At 71.5% G+C, this 24182-nt stretch carries 6 protein-coding genes; 5 read left to right on the top strand and 1 reads right to left on the bottom strand.

Going from position 1 to position 24182, the window contains the following annotated elements; translation table 11 throughout:
- The first annotated feature begins 36 nt into the window (after nucleotides 1-36).
- From AB0D74_RS19125 to AB0D74_RS19145, 5 genes are all read left to right on the top strand, one after another.
- Nucleotides 37-7818: an amino acid adenylation domain-containing protein gene (locus AB0D74_RS19125; protein ID WP_362587705.1), complete on the top strand. Its 7782-nt coding sequence runs from the start codon at nucleotides 37-39 to the stop codon at nucleotides 7816-7818.
- Entirely contained in the window at nucleotides 7815-15650 is a 7836-nt protein-coding gene (locus AB0D74_RS19130) for an amino acid adenylation domain-containing protein (RefSeq protein WP_362587708.1), read from the top strand. The genes AB0D74_RS19125 and AB0D74_RS19130 overlap by 4 nt, the downstream gene beginning before the upstream one ends.
- A gap of 5 nt (nucleotides 15651-15655) precedes the next feature.
- Entirely contained in the window at nucleotides 15656-20635 is a 4980-nt protein-coding gene (locus AB0D74_RS19135) for an amino acid adenylation domain-containing protein (RefSeq protein ID WP_362587711.1), read from the top strand.
- 15 nt (nucleotides 20636-20650) lie between these two features.
- The gene (locus AB0D74_RS19140; RefSeq protein WP_362587714.1) at nucleotides 20651-21385 is read left to right on the top strand and encodes an alpha/beta fold hydrolase; all 735 of its coding nucleotides are present in this window, start codon (nucleotides 20651-20653) and stop codon (nucleotides 21383-21385) included.
- A gap of 66 nt (nucleotides 21386-21451) precedes the next feature.
- Entirely contained in the window at nucleotides 21452-22684 is a 1233-nt protein-coding gene (locus AB0D74_RS19145; protein ID WP_362587717.1) for a cytochrome P450, read from the top strand.
- A gap of 91 nt (nucleotides 22685-22775) precedes the next feature.
- On the opposite strand, the gene AB0D74_RS19150 is transcribed toward AB0D74_RS19145, so the two are convergent.
- Nucleotides 22776-23702 (bottom strand): phytanoyl-CoA dioxygenase family protein, encoded by a 927-nt coding sequence (locus AB0D74_RS19150; RefSeq protein ID WP_362587720.1) that lies wholly within the window; start codon nucleotides 23700-23702, stop codon nucleotides 22776-22778.
- Between the last annotated feature and the right edge of the window lie 480 nt (nucleotides 23703-24182).

The raw sequence follows: 24182 nt of genomic DNA on the forward strand, positions 1-24182 counted from the left end.
GATCGCTCCCTGGTGGTTCCGCCGATTTGGAGACAGATGATGATCCCGTTGTCGTTCGCGCAACGCCGGCTCTGGTTCGTGGACCGGTTCGAAGGCCCCTCACCGACCTACAACGCCGCCTTCGCCCTGCACCTCACCGGTGAGCCGGACGTGGCCGCGCTGGAGTCGGCGCTGCGCGACGTCGTCGACCGGCACGAGATCCTCCGCACGGTGATCGTCGAGGACACCGACGGCGTCCCGCACCAGCAGGTGCTGCCCTCCGGCCTGACGCCGATCGGCCTGACGGTCGTCGACATCGGCGAGGACGAACGGGCTGCGGCGATCGACGAGGCCGCCACCGAACCCTTCGACCTGGCGGCCGACGTCCCGGTCCGCGCCCGGCTGCTGCGCCGCGGACCGCGCGCCCACACCCTGGCGCTGGTGGTGCACCACATAGCCATGGACGGCGAGTCCCTCGGCCTGCTCCTGCGGGACCTCGCCACGGCGTACTCGGCCCGCAGGCAGGGCGGCGCCCCGGCATGGCAGCCGCTCCCGGTGCAGTACGCGGACTACACCCTGTGGCAGCGCGACGTCCTCGGCGACGAGTCCGAGCCGGGAAGCCTCGCGGCGGGTCAACTGGCCTACTGGCGCGAGACCCTGGCCGGCCTGGCACAGCCGCTGAACCTGCCGACGGACCGCCCGCGCCCGAGAGCCATGAGCCACCGCGGCGACCAGGTCGCGCTGTCGATCGAGCCGGACCTGCTGGGAGCCGTGGAGAAGCTGGCCACCGAGCAGGACACCACCGTGTCGATGATCATGCACGCGGCGCTGTCGGTGGTTCTGCACCACCTCGGCTGCGGCGACGACATCCCGCTCGGCGCGCCGATCGTGGGGCGCACCGACGAGAGCCTGCGTGACCTCGTCGGGTTCTTCGCCAACACGTGGGTGCTGCGCGTCGACCTCTCGGGGAACCCGACCTTCGGCCAACTGCTGCGGCGGGTACGGGACCGGGCTCTCGCCGCCTACGACAACCAGGACATGCCGTTCGAGCGGCTGGTGGAGCTCCTCAACCCGGACCGGTCCACCGCGTACCACCCCTTCTTCCAGGTGATGCTCGCCTGGCAGGAACCCCTGGGGAACCTCGAACTCCCCGGCCTGGACGTCGAGGCGGAGGCGGTCGCCACCGGCACCGCGAAGTTCGACCTGTTCTTCAACATGGTCCCGAACGGGTCGGGCGGGGCCGCGGGGCACCTGGAGTACGCCACCGACCTGTTCGACAGAGCCACGGCCGAGACGCTCGCGGACCGGTTCGTGCGGGTCCTCGGCCGGCTGGTGGCCGACCCGGGGCGCCGGATCGGCGCCGTCGACGTGCTGGACGCGGCGGAGCGGGACCGGCTGCTCGCCCGCCCCGACGAGAACGCCACCGACGTGTCCCCGCCGACGATCCCGAAGCTGTTCGAGAGCCAGGCGGCCAGGACCCCGGACGCCCCCGCGGTCGTCTGCGGGGACCTGACGCTCACCTACCGGGAACTCGACGACCGGGCGAACGCCGTCGCGTGGGAACTGGTCCGGCGTGGCGCCGGACCCGAGGACCTCGTGGTACTGGCACTGCCCCGCACGGCGGACCTGGTGGCCGGGCTGCTCGGGATCCTCAAGTCCGGGGCCGGATACCTGCCGATGGACCCGCAGTACCTCGGCGGCCGGGCCGGGAGCGTGCTGTCCGAGGCCCGCCCGCGCTTCGCGGTCACCTCCACCGCGACCTGGCAGAACATGCCGGCGAACGGCATCTCCACGGTCGATCTCGACCGGCGCGCGGACTGGGACACGCCGGCCGGGGCGCCGGACGACGCCGGCCGGATCTCGCCGTTGGGCCCGGACAACCTGGCCTACGTGATGTACACGTCCGGCTCCACGGGCAAGCCGAAGGGCGCGGCGATCACCCACCGCAACGTCGTCAACGGAGTACGGGAGCTGGCAAAGGTCATCGACGCCCGGCCCGGCCGGCGGCTGCTGGCAGGCACCTCGGTCAACTTCGACGTCTCCGTCTTCGAACTGCTGACCACCTTGTCCACCGGCGGCACGGCCGAGGTGGTCGAGAGCATGCTGGCGCTCGGCGAACGGGAGGGCTGGGACGGCCATGTCATCAGCGCCGTTCCCTCGGTGCTCGCGGAACTGGTCGGCCACCTGGAGAAGGCGCCTGCCGTGGACACGGTCGTGTTCGCCGGCGACGTGCTCCCCGCCCGCCTCGTACACCAGGTGCGTGCGGCACTTCCCGGCGCGCGGACAGTGAACGCCTACGGGCAGAGCGAGAGCTTCTACGCCACCACGTTCTCCCTCGCGGCGTCCGAGGAGTGGACCGACCAGGACGTCGCCCCCATCGGCACCCCGCTGGGCAACATGCGGGCCTACGTGCTGGGGCCGGGGCTCGCCCCGGTGCCGCAGGGCGTGATCGGTGAGCTGTACGTGGTCGGCGCCTGCCTCGGCCGCGGCTACCACGACCGCCCGGACCTGACGGCCGAGCGCTACGTGGCGAACCCCTACGGACCCGCGGGCGAGCGGATGTACCGTACGGGCGACCTGGCGCGCTGGAACGCGCGTGGCCGGCTGGAGTGCCTCGGCAGGAGCGACGGCCAGGTGAAGGTGCGCGGCTTCCGCATCGAGACCGCCGAGGTCGAAGCGGTGATCACCCGGCACCCCGGCATCAGCGAGGCCGTGGTGCTCAGCCGGGAGGCACCCACGGGAGGGCGGCGGCTCGTCGCCTACGTGGTGCACACCGGCGCGGGCGCCGTCGGCGACGACGGCGCCGGCGGGATCGGCGACGTGGACGTGCAGTCCGGTGCATCGGCCGCCGAACTGCGCAGGTACGTCGCCGACCGGCTGCCCGACTACATGGTGCCGTCGGCCTTCGTGGTCCTCGGCCGGATGCCGCTCGGCCCGACGGGCAAGCTGGACCGCTCGGCACTGCCGGAACCGGAGTTCACGGGCGAGACCTACCGGGCGCCGCGCACGGCGGCCGAGGAGGTCGTCACCGCCGCGTACGCGGACGTGCTCGGCGTGGAACGGGTCGGCGTCGACGACGACTTCTTCGCGCTGGGCGGGGACAGCCTGCGGTCCATCCAGGTGGTGGCGCGGGCCCGGGGCAGGGGACTGGAACTCACCACGCGGGAAATCTTCGAATGCCGTACGGCGGCCCGGCTGGCCGAGACGGCCGCCGCCCACCGGGACCGGGCACCCGCACTTGCGGAGGACGAGGACGGTGGCATCGGCCCGATGCCGTTGCCGCCCGTGGCGCGACAGGTGTTCGAGCACGGCCGGGGGACCGCCCGGTTCGCCATGGCGATGACGCTGGACCTGCCGGCCGGCGTCGACGAGAGCGCACTGGCCGCGACCCTGGACGCCCTGATCGACCGTCACGACCTGCTGCGTGCCCGGCTGGTGGGCGGCGACGACCCCACCCTCGTCGTGCGTGCACGGGGCACCGTACGGGCGAGGGACCTGATCCACCGCGTCGACTGCGACGGTGCATGGGACGACCCGTCCCTGCTGCGGGCGGCGAAGACACGGCTGGACGAGGCGGTCGGGCGACTCGCCCCGGAAGCGGGGACCATGGCGGACGCCGTGTGGTTCGCCGCGCGGTCGGGTGCCGGCCGGCTGCTCCTGGTACTGCACCACCTGGTGGTGGACGGTGTCTCCTGGCGCATCCTGATGGCGGACCTCGCCGAGGCATGGCAGCAGGTACGGTCCGGCCGTACCCCCGAGCTGCCCGCGGTCCGCACATCGGCCCGCCGCTGGATGGCGGAGCTGGAGAAGGAGGCGCTCTCCGAGCGGCGCGCGGCGGAACTCGTGTTCTGGCAGGACATGCTCGACGCCCCGAACCTCCCGCTGGGCTCAAGGCCGTTCGACCCCCGCACGGACGTGTGGTCCACCGTCGACACCGTGCGGCTGGAGCTCCCCGCCGAGGTCACCGAGGCGGTGCTGACCCGCCTCCCCGCCGCCTTCAAGGGCACCGGCACCGACGTTCTGCTCGCCGCGCTGGCCCTGGCGGTGAACAGGTGGCGGGGCGTGGACGGCTCCACCCTGGTCCGGCTGGAGGGACACGGCCGTGAGGAGGCCGTCGTCCCCGGTGCCGACCTCTCCCGCACCGTCGGGTGGTTCACCAGCATGCACCCGGTCCGGATCGACGTGCGCGGGGTCGACCTCGACGAGGTGCTGGCGGGCGGCTCCGCGACCGGAGGGGCCGTCAAGCTCGTCAAGGAACAACTGCGCGGCGTCCCGGACAAGGGCCTGGGATTCGGACTGCTGCGGTACCTCAACCCGGACACCGCCCCGCGGCTCGCCGAGTGTCCGGCGCCGCAGATCGGCTTCAACTACCTCGGCCGGATCTCCGGCGCCGACGTGCCCGAGCACCTGCGCGCGGACGGCTGGGGACCGGCGTCCTGGTCCGCCGAACTCGCCCCCGCGCCCGACCCGGACCAGTCCGCCCTGTCCGCCTTGGAAGTCAGCGCGGTCGCCACGGAGACCGCCGAAGGCACCCGGTTGCAGGCGGCCTTCATGTTCCCCACCGGCGTGCTCTCCCGCGAGCAGGCCTCCGAACTGGCCGCGCTGTGGGCCGAGGTGCTGCGCGGCATGGCCGCGTACGCCGCGCGGCCGGAGACCGGCGGCCTGACGCCCTCCGACGCCCCGCTGGTCCGGGTGCGGCAGGACGAGATCGAGAGCTGGGAGCGGCGCTACGGCCGGCTCGCCGAGATCTGGCCGCAGGCCCCGGGACAGTCCGGGATCCTCTTCGAGGCCGCGCTCGCCGAGGGCTCCTTCGACGTCTACCACATGCAGTTCGTGCTGCACCTGTCCGGGCACGTGGACCCGGCGCGCATGCAGGCGGCCGGGCAGGCCCTGCTCGACCGGTACCCCAATCTCCGCTCGGCGTTCCTCACCGGAGCCGACGGCGACCCGGTGCAGGTCGTCGCGGAACGCGTCACGATGCCCTGGCGCCACGTGGACCTGACGGGGCTGAGCGAAGCCGAACAGGACGCCGCACTCGACGACTACCTCGCCGCGGACCGGACCGACCAACTCGACCCCGCCCGCCCGCCGCTGATGCGGCTGGCGCTGCTCACCTCGGGGCCGCGGCGGGCGAGACTCGTCATCACGGCGCATCACGCCCTGTTCGACGGCTGGTCGTCGCCGTCGGTGATCACGGACCTCGTCCGGCTGTACTCCGGGACACGCGAGCTCCCTCCGGTCCGGAACTACGGCGACTACCTGGCCTGGCTCTCCGTGCAGGACCGGGCGGCCTCGGCCGGCCGGTGGGCCGCCGAGCTCGCCGGATTCGACCAGCCGACCCTGGTGGCCCCGCACGCGTCGCTCCAGGGGACGGCGTCCGCGATCGGCCGGGTCGAGGTACCGCTGTCGATCGACCGGGGACGCGCCCTCGCCCGGCGCGCCGCCGAACTCGGGGTCACGCTCAACACCCTGTTGCAGGGCGCGTGGGCGATCCTGCTCTCGAAGCTGACCGGACAGCAGGACGTGGTGTTCGGAGCCGCCGTCAACGGCCGCCCGGCGGAGCTGCCCGGCTCGGACGAAATGGTCGGCCTGTTCATCAACACCCTGCCGATCAGGGTGGTCTGCGCACCGGACCTCCGGGTGGCGGACCTGGTCACCGCGTTGCAGCAGCGGCAGACCGCGCTGCTCGACCACAACTACTACGGGCTGGCCGACATCCAGCGCGGCGTCGGACTGCCCGCCCTGTTCGACACGATCGTCGTGTTCCAGTCCTATCCGATCGACCGCGAGGGCATCACCGACGCGAACACCTCGGCGGGACTCACGATCGACGGCATCCGGCCGTTCGCGGGCTCCCACTACCCGCTCACCCTCAACTCCTCCGACCCCTACCTGCGGCTCTCCCTCGACTACCAGAACAACCTCTACGACCGGGCCTCGGCGGAGACGATCGCCGCCCGACTGGTCCGGGTGCTGGAGCAGCTGATCGCCGACCCGGCGCTACCGGTCGGCGCCGTCGACGTCCTGGCGGCCGAGGAGCGGGACCGGCTCCTGCGGGGACTGAACGACACGGCGTGTGCGGTGGTGGAGGAGACGTTGCCGGAGGCGTTCGAGGCGCAGGTGGCGCGGGATCCGGACCGGGTCGCGGTGGTCGGTGAGCACGAGGTGCTGTCGTACGGGGAGTTCAACGGGCGGGTGAATCGGCTGGCGCACTGGCTGGTGGAGCGGGGTGCCGGTCCGGAGTCGGTCGTCGCGGTGAAGATCCCGCGGTCGGTGGACCTGATGGTGGCGATCTACGCGGTGGTCAAGGCGGGGGCGTCGTATCTGCCGGTGGACACCGACCTGCCGGAGGAGCGGGTGCGGCAGGTCCTGGACCGGGCCAGGCCCCTGTTGGTGCTGGACGAGACGCTTCCCGACGTGTCGGCGTGCCCGGATGCGAACCCGGTGCGTGTGCTGTCGCCGGACAACGCCGCCTACGTCATCTACACGTCGGGTTCGACCGGTGGTCCGAAGGGTGTGCAGGTGTCGCACCGGTCGATCATGAACCGGATCAAGTGGGGCCTGGCCCACTTCGAGGTCACCGGCGAGGACCGGATCCTGCTGAGCACCTCGGCGAGCTTCGACGTGTCGGTGCCGGAGCTGTTTGCTCCCTTGCAGGTGGGGGCGGCTGTGGTGGTGGCGCGTGCGGACGGGCGCAAGGACCCGGCGTATCTGGCCGAGTTGATCCGGCGGGAGGGGGTGACCGGTGCGGACTTCGTGCCCTCGCTGCTGGAAGCCTTCGTCGCGGAGCCCGCCGCCGCCCGGTGCACCACCCTGCGCTGGATCGAAGTCGCGGGCGAGGCGTTCCCGGCCGCCCTGGCCAACAAGGTCGTCGGGCTGCTTCCGGACTGCGAGGTCCACAACCTGTACGGTCCGACCGAGGCGGCCGTCGAGGTCACGGGCTGGCAGCACGTGCCCGGTGCGGACCGGGTGCCGATCGGCAGGCCGATCTGGAACACCCAGGTGTACGTGCTGGACGCGGCGCTGCGCTCGGTCGCGCCGGGCGTCGCTGGCGAGCTGTACCTCGCCGGCAGCGGGCTGGCGAGGGGCTACCTCGGACAGAGCGGGCTCACCGCGAACCGCTTCGTGGCCGGCCCCTACGGTGCGCCTGGCTCCCGGATGTACCGCACCGGGGACCTGGTGCGCTGGAGCAAGGACGGCCAGGTCGAGTACCTCGGCCGCACCGACTTCCAGGTCAAGGTCCGAGGGTTCCGCATCGAACTGGGCGAGATCGAGCAGGTGCTGACCGGGCATCCGGCGGTGGCCCAGGCGGCCGTCCTCGTGCGCGAGGACCAGAACGGCGACCAGCGGCTCGTGGCCTACGTGGTGCCCGCCGGCGGGCCGGACCGGACCGGACCCGACTCCGGGGCCCTGACGGACCTGGTCCGCACGCACCTGCCGGAGTACATGGTCCCCGCCGTGATCATGCCGATCGCCGCACTCCCGAGGACACCGAGCGGGAAACTCGACCGCTCCGCGCTCCCCGACCCCGGCCGTGCCGAGGCCGCCCTCGGGCGCGGCCCGCGCGACCACAGGGAGGAAGTCCTCTGCCGGCTGTTCGCCGACCTGCTCGACGTGGACGAGATCGGCATCGACGTCGACTTCTTCAGCCACGGCGGGCACTCGCTGCTGGCCACCCGGCTGATCGGCCGTATACGCAACGAGCTCGGCGTCGACGTGAAGGTCACGACGGTGTTCGCCCATCCGACCGTCGCCCAGTTGGCGGCCCGGCTCGGGGAACCGGCCGCGTCGAAACGTCCCCAGCTGCGCCAGATGACCGTCGAGGAGTCGCGTCGATGATCCCGTTGTCCTTCGCCCAGACCCGGCTGTGGTTCCTCTACCGCCTGGAGGGACCGACCCCCACCTACAACATCCCGTTCGTGCTCCGTCTGGAGGGCGAGCTCGACACGGCCGCGCTGGCCTCGGCGGTAAGCGATGTCGCGACGCGCCACGAGAGTCTGCGCACCCTGATCGTGGAGAACCCGGACGGCACACCGGAGCAGCGGGTCCTGCCGCCCGAGGAGGCGGCGATCCGGTTCCGGGTGACCGACGTGGCCGCGGACGCGGTGGACGCCGCACTGCACGACGCCGTGTGCGAGGGCTTCGCCCTGGACCGGGAACTCCCGCTGCGGACCGTCGTGTTCCGGGTGTCACCCCAGGAGCACGTGCTCGTGTTCGTGTTCCATCACATCGCCGCGGACGGTGCGTCGATGGCGCCGTTCCTGCGGGACCTGGTGTCGGCGTACGCGGCTCGCCGGCAGGGGGACGCTCCGCTGTGGGAGCCGCTGCCGGTGCAGTACAAGGACTACACGTTGTGGCAGCGGCAGCTGCTCGGGGACGAGGAGGACCCGGAGAGCGTCGCCGCCGAGCAACTCGACCACTGGCGACGGGAACTGGCGGACGTGCCGCAGCCGGTGCAGCTGCCGCTGGACCGACCGCGGCCGACGGCGGTCGACCACCGCGGCGGCGACGTGTCGTTCGAGCTGGAACCCGAACTGCTCCTAGGACTCCAGAAGCTGGCCGTCGACCGGGGTGCCACGGCGCCGATGGTGGCCCAGGCCGCGCTCGCCGTGCTGATGCACCACCTGGGCGCCGGCGACGACCTGACGATAGGCAGCCCCATCGAGGGCCGCGCCGACGAGCAACTCGACGATCTGATCGGGTTCTTCGCCAACACCTGGGTGCTGCGCGTCGACCTGTCGCGGAACCCGTCCTTCGGCGACCTGCTGGACCAGGTGCGGGGGAAGGCCCTGGCGGCCTACGACAACCAGGACATGCCGTTCGAGCGTCTGGTGGGGCTGCTCAACCCGGAGCGCTCCACCTCGTACTCACCGCTGTTCCAGGTGATGCTGGCCTGGCAGTTCGCCTGGACCGGGATCGACATCCCGGGGCTGCGGGTCACCCCCGTGGGGACGGGCACCGACACGGCGAAGTTCGACCTGTTCTTCAACATCATTCCGGACGCGGCGTCGGGGCGGGCGTACGGCCGGCTCGAATACGCGACGGAACTGTTCGACCACGCCACCGCCGTGGGCTTCGCCGACCGCTTCGTCCGTGTGCTGCGGCAGGTGGTCGCCGATCCCGGGATGCGGCTCGGCGCGGTGGACGTGCTCGCCGGTGCCGAGCGGGACTGGCTGGCACAGCTGAACGAGACCGCCGCCCCGGCGCAGGACGCCACGCTGCCGGGGCTGGTCACCGCTCAGGCCCTGCGCACACCGGACGCGACGGCCGTGGTCGCCGGGCGGACCGAGCTGTCCTACGGGCAGTTGAACGCCCGCGCCAGCCGGCTGGCCGCCGTGCTGCGCGAGCGTGGCGTGAGACCGGACACGGTGGTTGCCGTGGCGTTGCCGCGCTCGGCGGACCTGGTGGTCGCGCAGCTCGGGGTGCTCAAGGCGGGCGGCGCCTACCTGCCCATCGACCCGGACCATCCGGCCGCCCGCGTCGACCTCCTGCTCACCACGGCCGAACCGGTCCTGGTGCTGACCGATCCTGCCACGGCGGCGGCCCTCCCGGAGTGCCGGCAGCCGGTACTCCACCTGGACAACCTGCACCTCGACGCCCTCGACGCAGGCGCGGGCCCCTTGGCCGAGGCCGCGGACACCCCGGTCAGGCCGGACAACCTGGCCTACGTGATGTACACCTCCGGCTCCACGGGCAGACCCAAGGGCGTGGCGATGACCCACGCCACGGTCGTCAACGGCGTGTGGTACTCGCGGAGCATGGCGCAACTGGAGCCGGGGGCGCGGATGCTCGCCGCGACCTCGGTGAACTTCGACGTCTCGGTGTTCGAGATCTTCACTGCGCTCACCGCCGGAGCCAGTGTCGAGATCGTCCGCGACGTACTCGAACTCGCCGAACGGGACAGCTGGTCGGGAACCACTGTCTGCGCGGTCCCGGCGGTCTTCACCGCACTGATCGCGCCGATCCTCGCCAAGGAGCCGGGCGCCCTCGCCCTCGACCTGCGCACCGCGATCCTCGGTGGCGATCCGCTCACGGCCGACGTGGTGCACCAGGTGCACCAGGCGTTCCCGGACGTCCGTGTCGTGCACGCGTACGGGCAGACCGAGAGCTTCTACGTCTCCAGCTTCCCGGTCCCGCAGCAGTCCGCCGCGACCGGCGTGACACCGATCGGCAGACCGCTCGCCAACATGCGCACCTACGTACTGGGACCGGAGCTGACCCCGGTGCCACCGGGCGTGGTCGGCGAACTGTACGTGGCCGGTCATCTCGCCCGCGGCTACCACCGCGGCGGCGGGGCGACCGCGGAACGGTTCGTCGCCTGCCCCTTCGGGCCCGCCGGCGCCCGCATGTACCGCACCGGGGACCTGGCGAGATGGGACGAGAACGGTCAGCTGAAGTACGAGGGGCGGGCCGACACCCAGGTCAAGGTGAACGGGATCCGCGTCGAGCCCACCGAGATCGAGATCGCCCTCGCCCGGCATCCGGCGGTCGGCCAGGCCGTGGTCACGGCCCGGCGGGACCACACCGGCAGTACACGACTCGTCGGCTACGTGACGCCGGCGGACGGCGCCACAGGCGGCAGCACAGGCGGAGACACCGACGGCGGCAGCGACCGGCAGGGCAGTGTGCCGGTGGTGGAACTGCGGCGGTTCGTGGCCGAGCGGATGCCGGACTACATGGTGCCCGCCCTGCTCGTGGTGCTGGACCGGCTGCCCCGCACCACGACCGGAAAACTGGACCGGGCGGCCCTGCCGGAGCCGGAGTTCGCCGGTACCGCCTACCGTGCCCCGCGCAGCACCGCGGAACGGGTCCTTGCCGAGGTGTACGCCGATGTCCTGGACGGCCGACGGATCGGGGTCGACGACGACTTCTTCGCGAGCGGCGGGGACAGCATCCGCTCCATCCAGGTGGTGGCGCGGGCCAAGGCACGCGAAGTCGTGGTCAGCACCCGGGAGATCTTCGAACACCGCACGGTCGCCCGGCTCGCGGAACTGGTCGAGGGACGGGCCGAGTCCGAACGGGTGACGCTGCCCGAGCTGCCCGGAGGCGGCGTCGGCCGGGCGCCGCTGCCGCCCGCGGCGGCGCATGTGCTGGCCCTCGGCGGTGGCATCGGCCGGTTCTGCATGTCCGCGATGCTGACGCTGCCGACGGACATCGACCGTGCCGGACTGGTCGCCACGCTCCAGGCGGTCCTGGACCGGCACGACGTGCTGCGCGCCCGGCTGGACCGGACCGGCCCCGGCCTGTTGATGGGGCCGGTGGGCAGCGTGGACGCCGGTGCGCTGGTGCGGGAGGTCGGGCACGGCGCAGCGGACGTGACGGCGGAACTGGACGCGGCAGCCGGTCGGCTGGATCCGGACGCGGGCGTGATGGCGCAGTTCGTGTGGTTCACCCCGGACCCGGACCCGGGGCCGGGCGCGGACGCCGGGCGGCTGTTGATCGTGCTGCATCATCTGGTGGTCGACGGGGTCTCCTGGCGGATCCTCGTGCCGGACCTGGCCGCAGCCTGGCAGCGGGTCCGTGCGGGCTTGCCCCCGGAACCGGCCGCGGCGGGAACCTCGCTGCGGCGCTGGGCGCACGCCCTGGCCGACGACGCCGTCAGCCCGGAGCGGGAGGCCGAGCTGCCGGTCTGGCAGGAGATCCTGGCCGGAGCCGAACCCGTCCTGGGCGCACGGGAACTGGACCGGGCCCGCGATGTGGCGGCCACCGTGGACACCGTACGGGTCGAGGTGCCACCGGAGGTCACCGAGGGGCTGCTGAACACGGTGCCCGCGGTGTTCCGCGGCGGCGCCGACGACGGACTGCTGGCCGGCCTCGCCCTGGCACTGGCCCGCTGGCGCCGGATGCGGGGGGTGACCGGGTCCGCGGCGCTGGTCCGGCTGGAGGGTCACGGCCGCCAGGAGCACGTGGTTCCGGGCGCGGACCTGTCCGGTGCGGTCGGATGGTTCACCGCCACGTTCCCGGTGCGCCTGGACGTGGCCGGGATCGACGTGGCGGAGGCGTTCGCCGGCGGACCGGCCGCGGGCCGGGCGGTCAAGGCGGTCAAGGAGCAACTGCGGGCGGTACCGGACAACGGCCTGGGCCACGGACTGCTCCGCCACCTCAACGCCCGGACCGCGCCGGTACTGGCCGCGGCGCGCGAACCGCAGATCGGGTTCAACTATCTGGGCCGCGCCTCCGGCGCCGACCTCCCGGACGGACTGCGCGGGCTGGGCTGGTCCCCGGACACCGACCACCGGGACCTGACCGCCGTCCCCGACGCCGACATGCCCGTGCTGTCCGCGCTGGAGATCAACGCGGTGGCCACCGCGGCCCCCGACGGCGGAGAGCGGCTGACCGCCTACTTCGGCTTCCCCACCGGCGTGCTCTCCCGCGCCGAGGTCGGCGAGCTCGCCGACCTGTGGGTCGAGGCGCTGACCGCCCTCGCCCGGCACGCCGCGACGGCCGACGCCGGCGGACTGACCCCGAGCGACGCCCCCTTGGTCGACGTACGGCAGGAGGAGATCGACGGCTGGGAGGAGCGCTTCGGCAGACTGGCCAAGGTGTGGCCGGCGACACCGGCGCAGTCCGGGATCCACTTCCACACGATGCTGGCCGGCGAATCGGCGTACGACCCCTACCACGTGCAGCTGGTCTTCCAGCTGTCCCGTGCGGTCGACCCGGAGCGGATGCGCAGGGCCGGGCAGGCGCTCCTGGACCGGTACGCCTGCCTCCGCGCGGCGTTCGTCGACCGGGCGGACGGCGAGGTGGTGCAGGTCGTGCCGGAGCGGGTGACCCTGCCCTGGCACCACCTGGACCTGACCTCCGCCGCCGAGCCCGGGCGGACCGAGGCCTTCGAGCGGTTCCTGGCGCGGGACCGGGCCGCCCACTTCGACGCGGGTACCCCACCGCTCATCAGGCTCTCGCTCGTCGTCGTCGAACCCGACCGCCCCGAACTCGTACTGACCGCGCACCACACCCTGTTCGACGGCTGGTCCACCCCCGTGCTGATGCGGGACCTGCTGCTGCTCTACGCCTCCGGGGGTGACCCGGCCGGCCTCCCCGCCACCCGCGACCACGACGACTTCCTCTCCTGGCTCGCCTGCCAGGACCACGAGGCGTCCGCACGGGTGTGGGCGGCCGAACTCGACGGGATCGAGGAGCCGACCCTGCTCGCTCCCGGCGCCGCGGGCACCGAGGCCGAAGGCCGTGCCCAGGTCGACATCACGCTCCCCGCCGACGACGCCAGGGCACTGCGCCGCCGCGCCACCGAGCTGGGCGTCACCGTCAACAGCCTGGTCCAGGGCGCCTGGGCGCTGCTGCTCGGCCGGCTGACCGGTCGGCAGGACGTGGTGTTCGGCGCCACGGTCTCCGGGCGCCCGCCCGCGGTGCCGGACGTCGAGTCGATGGTCGGGATGTTCATCAACACCGTCCCCGTACGGGTCTCGTACACGCCGGGGGACACCGTCGCCGAGGTCCTCACCCGGCTGCAGAGCCGGCAGGCCGCCCTCGCGGAGCACTACCACCACGGACTCGCCGAGATCCAGAAGTCCGTCGGTCTGCAGTCCCTCTTCGACACGCTGGTCGTCTTCGAGTCGTACCCCATCGACCGGGAGGGCCTCAGCGCGGCCAGTGCCGCCGCCGACGGGATCACCTTCACCGGCTTCCGCCCCTCCGCGGGCAACCACTACCCGCTGTGTCTGGCGGCGGCGGTGGACCCGCACCTCGAACTCGTCCTCCAGTACACCCCGGAAGTCTTCGACCGCGCCACGGTGGAGCTGTACGCGGCCCGTCTCGTCCGTGTCCTGCGGCAGCTGGCCGCGGACCCGGAGCTGAGGGTCGCACAGCTCGACGTCCTGGACCCGGCGGAACGCGACCTGCTGCTGGGCCGGTTCGACGCCCCGGCGCCGGAGGCCACGATCACCGCCCGGGTCGCGGCACAGAGCGCCAGGACCCCGGACGCGCTCGCCGTGGTCGGCTCGGACGAGTCGCTCACGTACGCCGAACTGGACGCCCGGGCGGAGCGGTTCGCGGCCGTGCTGGCCGGGCACGGGGTGGGTCCTGAGGCCGTGGTGAGCACCGTCCTGCCGCGCACCGCGACCGCGGTCGCGGCCCTGCTGGGCATACTCAAGGCGGGCGGTGCCTACCTGCCCGTCGACCCCGCCTTCGCCGCCACCCGCCTCCCGCATATCCTCCCCGGCGCCCGGCCCCACCTGGTCCTGACCGACACGGACACCCGCGCTCTCGTCCCCGCCACGGACATCCCGGTGCTCGTGCTCGACGATGCCGCCTTCCGGGCCCCGACGCCCACCGCCCACGGCGCCACGGGAGCGGCGGCACGACCGGGCGTCCGCCCCGAGAACCTGGCGTACGTCGTGTACACCTCCGGCTCCACGGGCGTGCCCAAGGGCGTGAGCGTCAGCCACGCCACCGTCGTCACCGCCGTGGACGCGCTCGTCGCGCACGCCGACATGGAGTCCGGCCGGCGCGTGCTGCTCGCCGCCTCGTTCGGCTTCGACGTCGCCACCTTCGAACTGTTCTCCGCCCTCACCACGGGCGGCAGCGCCGAGATCGTGCCCGACGTGCTGGAACTGGCCGAACGGGACACCTGGGACATCGACGTCGTCTGCTCGGTGCCGTCGGCGTTCGCCGAACTCGTCGACCAGCTCGGCGACCGCATCACGCCCACCGCACTGAACATCTCCGGGGAGGTACTGACCCCGGCCCTCGCGGACCGCGTGCGGACGCTCTGGCCACAGGCCCGCGTCATCAACAGCTACGGCCCCAGCGAGACCTTCTACGCCACCGCCCACCTCCTGCGCCCCGACCGGTCCTACCCCGACGGCGTACCCATCGGCCGCCCCTTCCCCGGAGTGCGTGCCTACGTCCTCGGACCGGGTCTGACGCTGTCGCCTCCGGGCACGCCGGGCGAGCTCTACCTGGCCGGTGCCGGGCGCGGCTACCAGGGCCGCCCCGACATGACCGCGGACCGCTTCGTCCCCGACCCCTACGGGCCACCCGGCTCCCGCATGTACCGCACCGGCGACCTCGTCAGCCTCGCTCCCGACGGCGACCTGTACCACCTGGGCCGTATCGACACCCAGGTCAAGATCCGGGGCTACCGCGTCGAACCCGGCGAGGTCGAAGCCGCCCTCACGGCTCATCCGCGGGTGGCCCAGGCGGCCGTCGTCACCCGGCAGTCGGGCACCACCCGCTATCTGGCCGCCTATCTCGTCCCGGCCGCCGAGCAGACCGTCCCGGACCCCGCCGACCTGCGCACCCACCTGGCGGAGCGGCTGCCCGACTACATGATCCCCGCCGCCTACGTGCCGCTCGACCGGCTGCCGCTGTCGCCCAACGGCAAGCTCGACCACAAGGCCCTGCCCACCCCCGGCCTCACCCCCGCCACCGACTTCCGCGCCCCCGCCACACCCCGCGAGGAAGCCCTGGCCGGACTCTTCGCCGAGGTGCTCGGCGTCGAACGGGTCGGCGTCGACGACGGCTTCTTCGCCCTCGGCGGGCACTCCCTGCTCGCCACCCGGCTGATCACCCGTGCCCGCGCCGAGCTGGGCATCGAGATCCCCATCCGCAAGATCTTCGACCTGCCGACAGTGGCCGCGCTCGCCGCGTGGTCGGAGGAATCGGCTGTTCCGCTTCGTCCCGGTCTGCGCAAGATGCTCGTAGAGGAGTGAACCCAGTGATTCCGCTGTCGTACGCACAACGCCGCATGTGGGTTACGTACCAACTGGAGGGCGGCGCGGAGACCTACAACATCTCCCCGACGTTCCGTCTGACGGGGCCACTGGACCAGCCGGCCCTCGTGGCGGCGATCCGCGACGTGGTCGACCGGCACGAGATTCTGCGCACCGTGTACGTGACGAACGAGGACGACGAGCCCCACCAGCGGATCCTGCCCACGGCGGAGGCGGCGGTACGGGTGCCTGTCGTCGACGTGGCGCCCGAGGACCTCTCCGGCGCGGTCGACGAGGTCATCGCCCACCACTTCGACCTGGCGAACGAGATCCCGTTGCGGGCCACCCTGTTCCGCTGTGCCCCTCAGGAGCACCTGCTGGTCCTGCTCATCCACCACATCGCCTCGGACGGTGTCTCGGGCGGCGTGCTGGCACGGGACCTGAGCGCCGCGTACACCGCGCGCCTGGACGGCCGGGCGCCGGACTGGGAACCGCTCTCCGTCCAGTACAAGGACTACGCGCTGTGGCAGCGCGAGCTGCTCGGCGACCCGGCGGACCCCAGCAGCCTGGCCGGCGTCCAGACCGCGTACTGGCGCGCGGAGCTGGAGGGCGTACCGCAGCCGCTCACCCTGCCCTTGGACCGCCCCCGGCCCCCGGAGCGGAGCCTGGACGGCGACACGGTCGGCCTCGTGGTGGAACCCGAGGTGGCGGCCGGACTGCAACGGCTGGCCGACGAGCGCGGAATGACCATGTCGATGGTCCTGCAGGCCGCGCTTGCGGTACTGCTGCGCAAGCTCGGCGCCGAGGACGACGTGACGATCGGCAACCCGATCGCCGGCCGGACCGACGAAGCACTGGCCGACCTGGTCGGTGTCTTCGTCAACACCCAGGTGCTGCGGGTCGACCTCTCGGGCGATCCGACGTTCACCGATCTGCTCGCCCAGGTGCGGGACAAGGCGCTGGCGGCCTACGAGCACCAGGACGTGCCGTTCGAGATGCTGGTCGAGGAGCTCAACCCCGAGCGGTCCGCCGCGTACCAGCCGCTGTTCCAGGTGACCTTCGCCTGGCAGAACTTCGCCAAACAGGACTTCGAACTCCCGGGCCTCAAGGTGGAGTTCGAGCAGCACCTGGTGTCGGCCGCGATGTTCGACCTGTTCTTCAGCATGGCCATGGACGAAACGGGCGCGCTGCACGGTGACGTCATGTACGCGACCCAGCTGTTCGACCGGGACACGGTCGAGGCCGTCGCCGCCCGGTTCGCGCGGGTGCTGGAGCAGCTGGCCGCCGACCCGCTGTCACCGGTCAGCAGGATCGAGGCGCTCTCCGCGGCGGAACGGGACTGGGTGGTACGGGGACTGAACGACACGGCGTGTGCGGTGGTGGCGGAGACGTTGCCGGAGGCGTTCGAGGCGCAGGTGGCGCGGGATCCGGACCGGGTCGCGGTGGTCGGTGAGCACGAGGTGCTGTCGTACGGGGAGTTCAACGGGCGGGTGAATCGGCTGGCGCACTGGCTGGTGGAGCGGGGTGCCGGTCCGGAGTCGGTCGTCGCGGTGAAGATCCCGCGGTCGGTGGACCTGATGGTGGCGATCTACGCGGTGGTGAAGGCGGGGGCGTCGTATCTGCCGGTGGACACCGACCTGCCGGAGGAGCGGGTGCGGCAGGTCCTGGACCGGGCCAGGCCCCTGTTGGTGCTGGACGAGACGCTTCCCGACGTGTCGGCGTGCCCGGATGCGAACCCGGTGCGTGTGCTGTCGCCGGACAACGCCGCCTACGAGATGTACACCTCGGGTTCGACGGGCGGTCCGAAGGGTGTGCAGGTGTCGCACCGGTCGATCATGAACCGGATTAAGTGGGGCCTGGCCCACTTCGAGGTCACCGGCGAGGACCGGATCCTGCTGAGTACCTCGGCGAGCTTCGACGCATCGGTGCCGGAGCTGTTCGCCCCCCTTCAAGTGGGGGCGGCTGTGGTGGTGGCGCGTGCGGACGGGCGCAAGGACCCGGCGTATCTGGCCGAGTTGATCCGGCGGGAGGGGGTGACCGGTGCGGACTTCGTGCCCTCGCTGCTGGAAGCCTTCGTCGCGGAGCCCGCCGCCGCCCGGTGCACCACCCTGCGCTGGATCGAAGTCGCGGCCGAACCTTTCCCCGCCTCGCTGGCCAACCGCTTCGTCGACCTGCTGCCCGGCTGCTCCGCCAACAACCTCTACGGTCCGACCGAGGCGGCCGTCGAGGTCACGGGCTGGCAGCACGTGCCCGGTGCGGACCGGGTGCCGATCGGCAGGCCGATCTGGAACACCCAGGTGTACGTGCTGGACGCGGCACTGCGCCCAGTCGCGCCCGGAGTCACCGGCGAGCTCTACCTGGCCGGTGCCTGCCTGGCCCGGGGCTACCTCGGGCAGACCGGGCTCACCTCGGAGCGGTTCGTGGCGTGCCCGTTCGGCGAGTCGGGCTCCCGGATGTACCGCACCGGGGACCTGGTGCGCTGGAGCAAGGACGGCCAGGTCGAGTACCTCGGCCGCACCGACTTCCAGGTGAAGATCCGCGGACTGCGCATCGAACTGGGCGAGATCGAGCAGGTGCTGACCGGGCATCCGGCGGTGGCCCAGGCCGCGGTCCTCGTGCGCGAGAACCAGAACGGCGACCAGCGGCTCGTCGCCTACGTGGTGCCCGATCCCGAGACCGCCGTGGCCGACGCCGACGTACAGGTGGACGAGTGGCGGCAGGTGCACGACGACACCTACACCAAGTCCGCCGACGAGGCGCTGGGCGAGGACTTCGAACTGTGGAAGTCGGCGTACGACGGCGAGCCGATTCCCCGTGAGCAGATGCTGGAGTGGCGGGACGCGGCCGTCGCCCGGATCCTGGGGTTCGCGCCGAGCCGGGTGCTGGAGATCGGCGCGGGCGCCGGCCTGTTGCTGTCGGAGATCGCGGGTGAGGTCGACGAGTACTGGGGCACCGACATCTCGGCGACCGTGGTGGACCGCGTCCGGGCCCAGGTCGACCGGGCCGGGTACGGTGACCGGGTCCGGCTCGCTGTCCAGGCGGCCGACGACATCTCGGGGCTGCCCGAGGGCGGCTTCGACACCGTGGTGCTCAACTCCGTGGTGCACTACTTCCCGAGCGTCGAGTACCTGGACGAGGTGCTGCGCAAGGTCATGGGTCTCCTCGCGCCGGGCGGCCGTGTCGTCATCGGCGACGTCCGCAACGCGACCACTCTGCGGCTGCTGCTGACAGGGGTGCAGCGTGCGGCACGGCCGCACGCCTCGCAGGAGGAGCTGCGGGCGATGGTGGACCAGGCGGTCCTCGCCGAACGGGAGCTGGTGGTCGCTCCCGAGTGGTTCGGCGAGTGGGCGGCGGAGCACGGCGCCGGGAGTGACATCCGGCTGAAGACGGGCCGTGCGCACAACGAACTGACGCGGCACCGCTACGAGGTCGTCCTCCACAAGGACCGCGCCGGCCTCGTCGACCTGGCGGACGTGCCGGCCGTGCAGTGGGGCCGGGAGGTGTCCGACCTCGCCGCAGTGGCCGAGCGCGCGGAGCGGGCCTCCGGACCGCTGCGGGTGACCGGGATACCGAACGCGCGGCTGGCGGAGGAGGCCGCCGCCGCAACGTCCGCGGGTGTGCTGAGCGGGGCGGCCCCGGCAGGCCGCCCTCTTGATCCGGAGGACCTGGCCGCGTGGGCGCGCCAGCGTGGCCTGGACGCGGTCCTCACATGGTCGGGCGAGAGCGTCCAGGGCTTCGACGCGGTGCTGCTGCCCGCCCTCCCGGCCGACCGGACGGCGGTGACGGGAGGGTTCGTGCCCAGCGGCGTGGCCGGCCGCATGCGGGCCAACGCCCCCGCCCTCGCCAAGTCGATCGGCCCGCTCACGGTCGAACTGCCCCAGTACCTCCGCGAGCGACTCCCGGACTACATGGTCCCGGCCGCGGTGGTGCCCCTTCCCGAACTGCCGTTGACCCCGGCCGGAAAACTCGACCGGCGAGCACTGCCGGCAGAGTCCACGACCACCGCGAGCAGCGGAGCGCCGCGCAACGCGCACGAGGAGAAGCTCTCTGCCCTCTTCGGCGAGCTGCTGGGAGTGGAGAACGTCGGTATCGACGACGACTTCTTCCTGCTCGGCGGGCACTCACTGCTGGCCACCCGGCTCAGCGCCCGCATCCGCAAGCAGTTCGGTGTCGACATGCCCGTCCGGACGATCGTCCGCTACCCGACGGTGGCCGAGCTGGGCTCGCTGGTGCTCATGGGCGGCATCCCCGACGACCACCTCGACTCGTTCGCCGTGGTGCTGCCACTGCACCGGGACCCCGGCACCGGGAAGGCACCCGTGTGGTTCTTCCACGGCGGCGGCGGTCTCGGCTGGGCCTTCTTCACCTTCGCGCCGTACGTGCCGGACCGGCCGGCCTACGCACTGCAGTCCCGCGGCTCCGGCGGGGTGGACGAACTGGCGGGATCGGTACCGGAGATGATCGACGACTACCTCACCCAGATCCTGCAGACCCAGCCCGAAGGCCCCTACAACCTGGTCGGCTGGTCCTACGGCGGCCCGCTCGCCCACGCGGTGGCGGAGGCCCTGGACCGGCAGGGCCACGAGGTCGGCCTGCTGGCGATCCTCGACTCGAAGTCGGCGGGCGGGTTCCGCAACCTCTCGGGCACGGTGCCGGCGGTTTACCGCAAGGAGGTCGAGGACGTCTTCGGCCAGTTCATGAACACCGCCAACATGGACCTCTTCCTGGAGACCATGTCGAAGGTGGGGGCCAACAACCTCGCCAAGATGGAGGAGTTCAGCTCGCCGGTCTACCGCGGCGACATGCTGTACTTCAACGCCAAGCTGGACAAGGATGACGAGGGCTCCTGGGCCCCAGACTGGCGGCCCCACGTCCTCGGCTCCATCGAGGAGCACGACGTGGACGCCACCCACCACGACCTGCACATGCCCAAGCCCGCCGGCCAGATCATGAAGGTCATCGCGCGCAGACTGGCGCAGGGGTGAGCGGGGTTGGCCGAGGTGACTGAAACCGGCACCGCCGGGGACGACCGGGACCGGACCGCGCTGGTGTGCGTGCCGTTCGCGGGAGCGGGACCCTCGTTCTTCCACCCCTGGCGGGCGCTGTCCGCCGGACGGTGGCGCGTGGTCCCGGTCGAACTGCCCGGCAGGGAACGGCTGATTCTGCAGACGCCGTACCGGAACGTCGTCGAGGCGGCCGAGAAGTCGGTCGACGACCTCATGGCGGAGCTCGGCGAGGGGACGCGGGCCGTGCTGTTCGGGCACAGCCTGGGCGCCGTGCTCGCCTACGAACTGGTCCATCTGCTCGGCAACCGCGGTGTTCCCGTCGAACGGCTGGTGGTCAGCGGTTCGCCGGGACCGTGGACACAGCGGGAGCGCAGGGCGACGGGACTTCCGGACGACGAGTTCCTCGCCCGGGTCGAGGAGTTCGCGGGGTTCCGACACGAGGCCCTCGACCACCCGGAGATGCGTGAACTGATTCTGCCGGTGCTGCAAGCCGACTGCGAAATGCACGAGAACTACGTTCCGAGCACCGATGAACCGGTGTCGGTGCCGATCTGCTCCATTCGGGGAACTTTCGACGGCCTGGTCAGCGCGGACCAGGCGCAGGAGTGGCGTAAGGCGACCACGGGCGAATTCACCGGTGCGGAGATCCCGGGCGATCACATGTATCTGGTCGATCACGCCCGGGAGGTGCTGGACCTGATAGCGGTGGAATCCTCCCGCGATCGATAGTGCGCCGAGAGGACACCGGCCGAAGAGAAGACTGTGTTCGTCACAGACGTCAAGGAGACGACGATTATGGCTGATCCGGTTGTGAGCCTGCTGGATCCTGAATTCGAGGACGATCCCATCGGCGCCTTCGCGCGGCTGCGCGAGATGGCTCCACTCGTCCCCGTCGGATTTCCCGGCGGGCCGCCCGTCTGGCTGATCACGCGCAGCGAGGAGTTCAAGGCCGCCTGGAGTGACCCGCGGCTCGTCACCAATATCAGCAATGTGCCGGGTCACCAGGGTCCCAGCATCGCGGACCAGGCGCTCACGTCCCTCGACGTCCCGGCGGAGCTGCTGCGCTATTTCACGTCCAACCTGATGCTCCAGGACGGGAAGGAGCACGCCCGGCTGCGCCGGCTCGTGGCCCCCGCGTTCAGCGTCCGGCGTATCAAGGCGCTGCGGCCCCGCATCGAGGAGATCTCCACCCAACTCGTCGAGGCGTTCGCCGAGCGGGGATCCGGTGACCTTCTCAAGGAGTACGCCACCCCCTTGACCGGTGCTGTCATCTGCGAGCTCGTCGGCATCGACAGGGACGACCAGCCGCAGATACGGCAGTGGATGGACGAATACGCCAACATCGACGCGGACTTCACCACCAGCGCCAAGGGCCTCTTCGAATACACCCGGAAACTCATCGCGCGCCGTCGGGCCGAGCCCGCGGACGACATGATCTCCACCCTGGTGCAGACGACGGACGTGGACGGCGGTCGTCTCAACGAGGACGAGATCATCTCGATGGTGGGCGTGCTGGTGAACGGCGGATACCACTCGACGGCCCACTTCATTCCGAACGCGGTGCTCACGCTCCTGGAGAACCCGGACCAGCTGGCTCTGCTGCGTGCCAGGCCGGAGGCCCTGCCGCACGCCATCGACGAGCTGATGCGGATCGCGAACCCGATCCCGAGCGCCGGACCGCGGTATGCGTCCGAGGACATGGAGCTGGCCGGCGTCCCGATCTGCAAGGGCGATGCCGTGACGGGCTCGCTCCAGTCGGTCAACTACGATCCCCGGGTCTTCGCCGAGCCCGGCCGGTGCCAGGTCGAGCGGGTGCTGAAGCGCGGTGAGGGGCACCTCGCCTTCGGCTCGGGACCGCACCGCTGTATCGGCGCAGCGCTCGCCGAGCTGGAGGGCGAGGTGGCTCTCGACCACCTGTTCCTCCAGCGGGAGACTCTCGAACTCGCCGTCAAGAGAAGCGAGTTGCGGTACCGCGAGATCATTCCCGGCGGGGCTCGGCTGTTCTCCGCGTTCCCCGTGCGCCTGTGAGGGCCGGCCCTGCGAGTACATGCGGGCGCCCCCGAACACGACGTGTTCGGGGGCGCCCGCATGTGTGTGGTTCCGACGGCTGGGGTCGCGATCAGCGTTTCACGGTGCCGTCACGCAGCCGGTCGATCATGTGCCGGGTCGAGTCGATCGGGCTCTCCTCGGGAAGCTCACGGGAACGCGGCGGCAGCGCCGCGTTGAGCACGGCCACCTTGTCGCTCCACGCCTCCTGCCCGGCGAAGGGAACCGTCTCGCCCTCCTGCCAGGCGGGGAACGGACGGTAGCTGTTGCGGCCGTCGGCGTCCGAGCCGCGCACGAGCAGCGGGTCGAGGTAGATGCCCTCACTGTGGATCCGCGTCGTCGTCGCGATGTAGCCGATGTCGAGACCACAGCGTCGCTTGGCGGAGGTGTTCGCCTCCGAGCAGTGCAGCAGCTGCGGATGGTGGATCGAGACGTCGCCCGGCTGTAGTTCGATGTCCACGACACCGCGCTTCTCCGCCCACTCCCGCGCCAGGGTCTCGTCGGAGGAGGAGAACAGCATGTTGGGTTCGTCGGTGCGCACCGACGGTTTGTGCAGGGGCAGTTCGTGACTTCCCGGGATCATGCGCAGGCAGCCGTTCGCCGCGGTGCTCTCGTCGACGGCGAGCCACACGGTGAGCGCTTCCATCGGGCTCAGCGTCCAGTAAGCGCCGTCCTGGTGCCACAGTACGGGCTGTCCGTCGTACGGGGGCTTGCAGATGTAGTGGGCGGTGAAGCACGCCACGTCGGGACCGAGGAAGAACTCCGCGATGTCCACCAGCCGGGGTTCCGACACCAGACGTGCCCAGAAGGCGTCGTTGCGGATCAGGGGATGATGGAAGTGTTCGGGCCGCAGCTCCGGGTACTTACGGGTGAGCCAGTCGACGTGGGCGCGCGCCTCGTCCAGGAGATCCGGTGGCACGACGTTGCGGATGATGGAGAAACCCTGTTCGGCGTATTCAGCCGCGGCCCTCTCCAGAACGCCATCGCCAAGTGTGTTCATGCGTCGGCTCCTTCTCAGGTCTGCCAGGTGCTTGCCGTGCGGAACGAGTTGGTGGAGCCGCCACGGCTAATCGTCTGCCGGCCCCTGGAATTCGGCTTCACATGTGGGGAGATGGCCGAACCCGGGTGTCGACGCGGCAGGTCTGACGATGGACACGATTCCAGTGGCTCGTCTGTCTCCGGAAGCGACGCTCACGCCGAACCGCGATTCGGAGGAGCCGGCCGCCGACCGCCCACGACGTCAAGCCCTGGGCTATTTCCGCGTTTTCTCGGCAGTTCAATACTCTGCCCGGCGCGCAGGGGAGTGTCAATCGTGGGCCTGCCGTCGGCATATCCGGGTCCATCGGAGAAGTGCCGCCTTGATTCGGCCCTGTTTACGGCGCGGTGGTCCGGTGGAAGACAGAGATGAGCATACGTGACGTGACACCGTTGCTGCCGACTCTATGCGCCCGTCGATTTCCGCCGACACCAGGGCGGCTTC

It is taken from the genome of Streptomyces sp. NPDC048278 (genome assembly GCF_040652195.1).
In the GTDB taxonomy this organism is placed as follows: domain Bacteria; phylum Actinomycetota; class Actinomycetes; order Streptomycetales; family Streptomycetaceae; genus Streptomyces.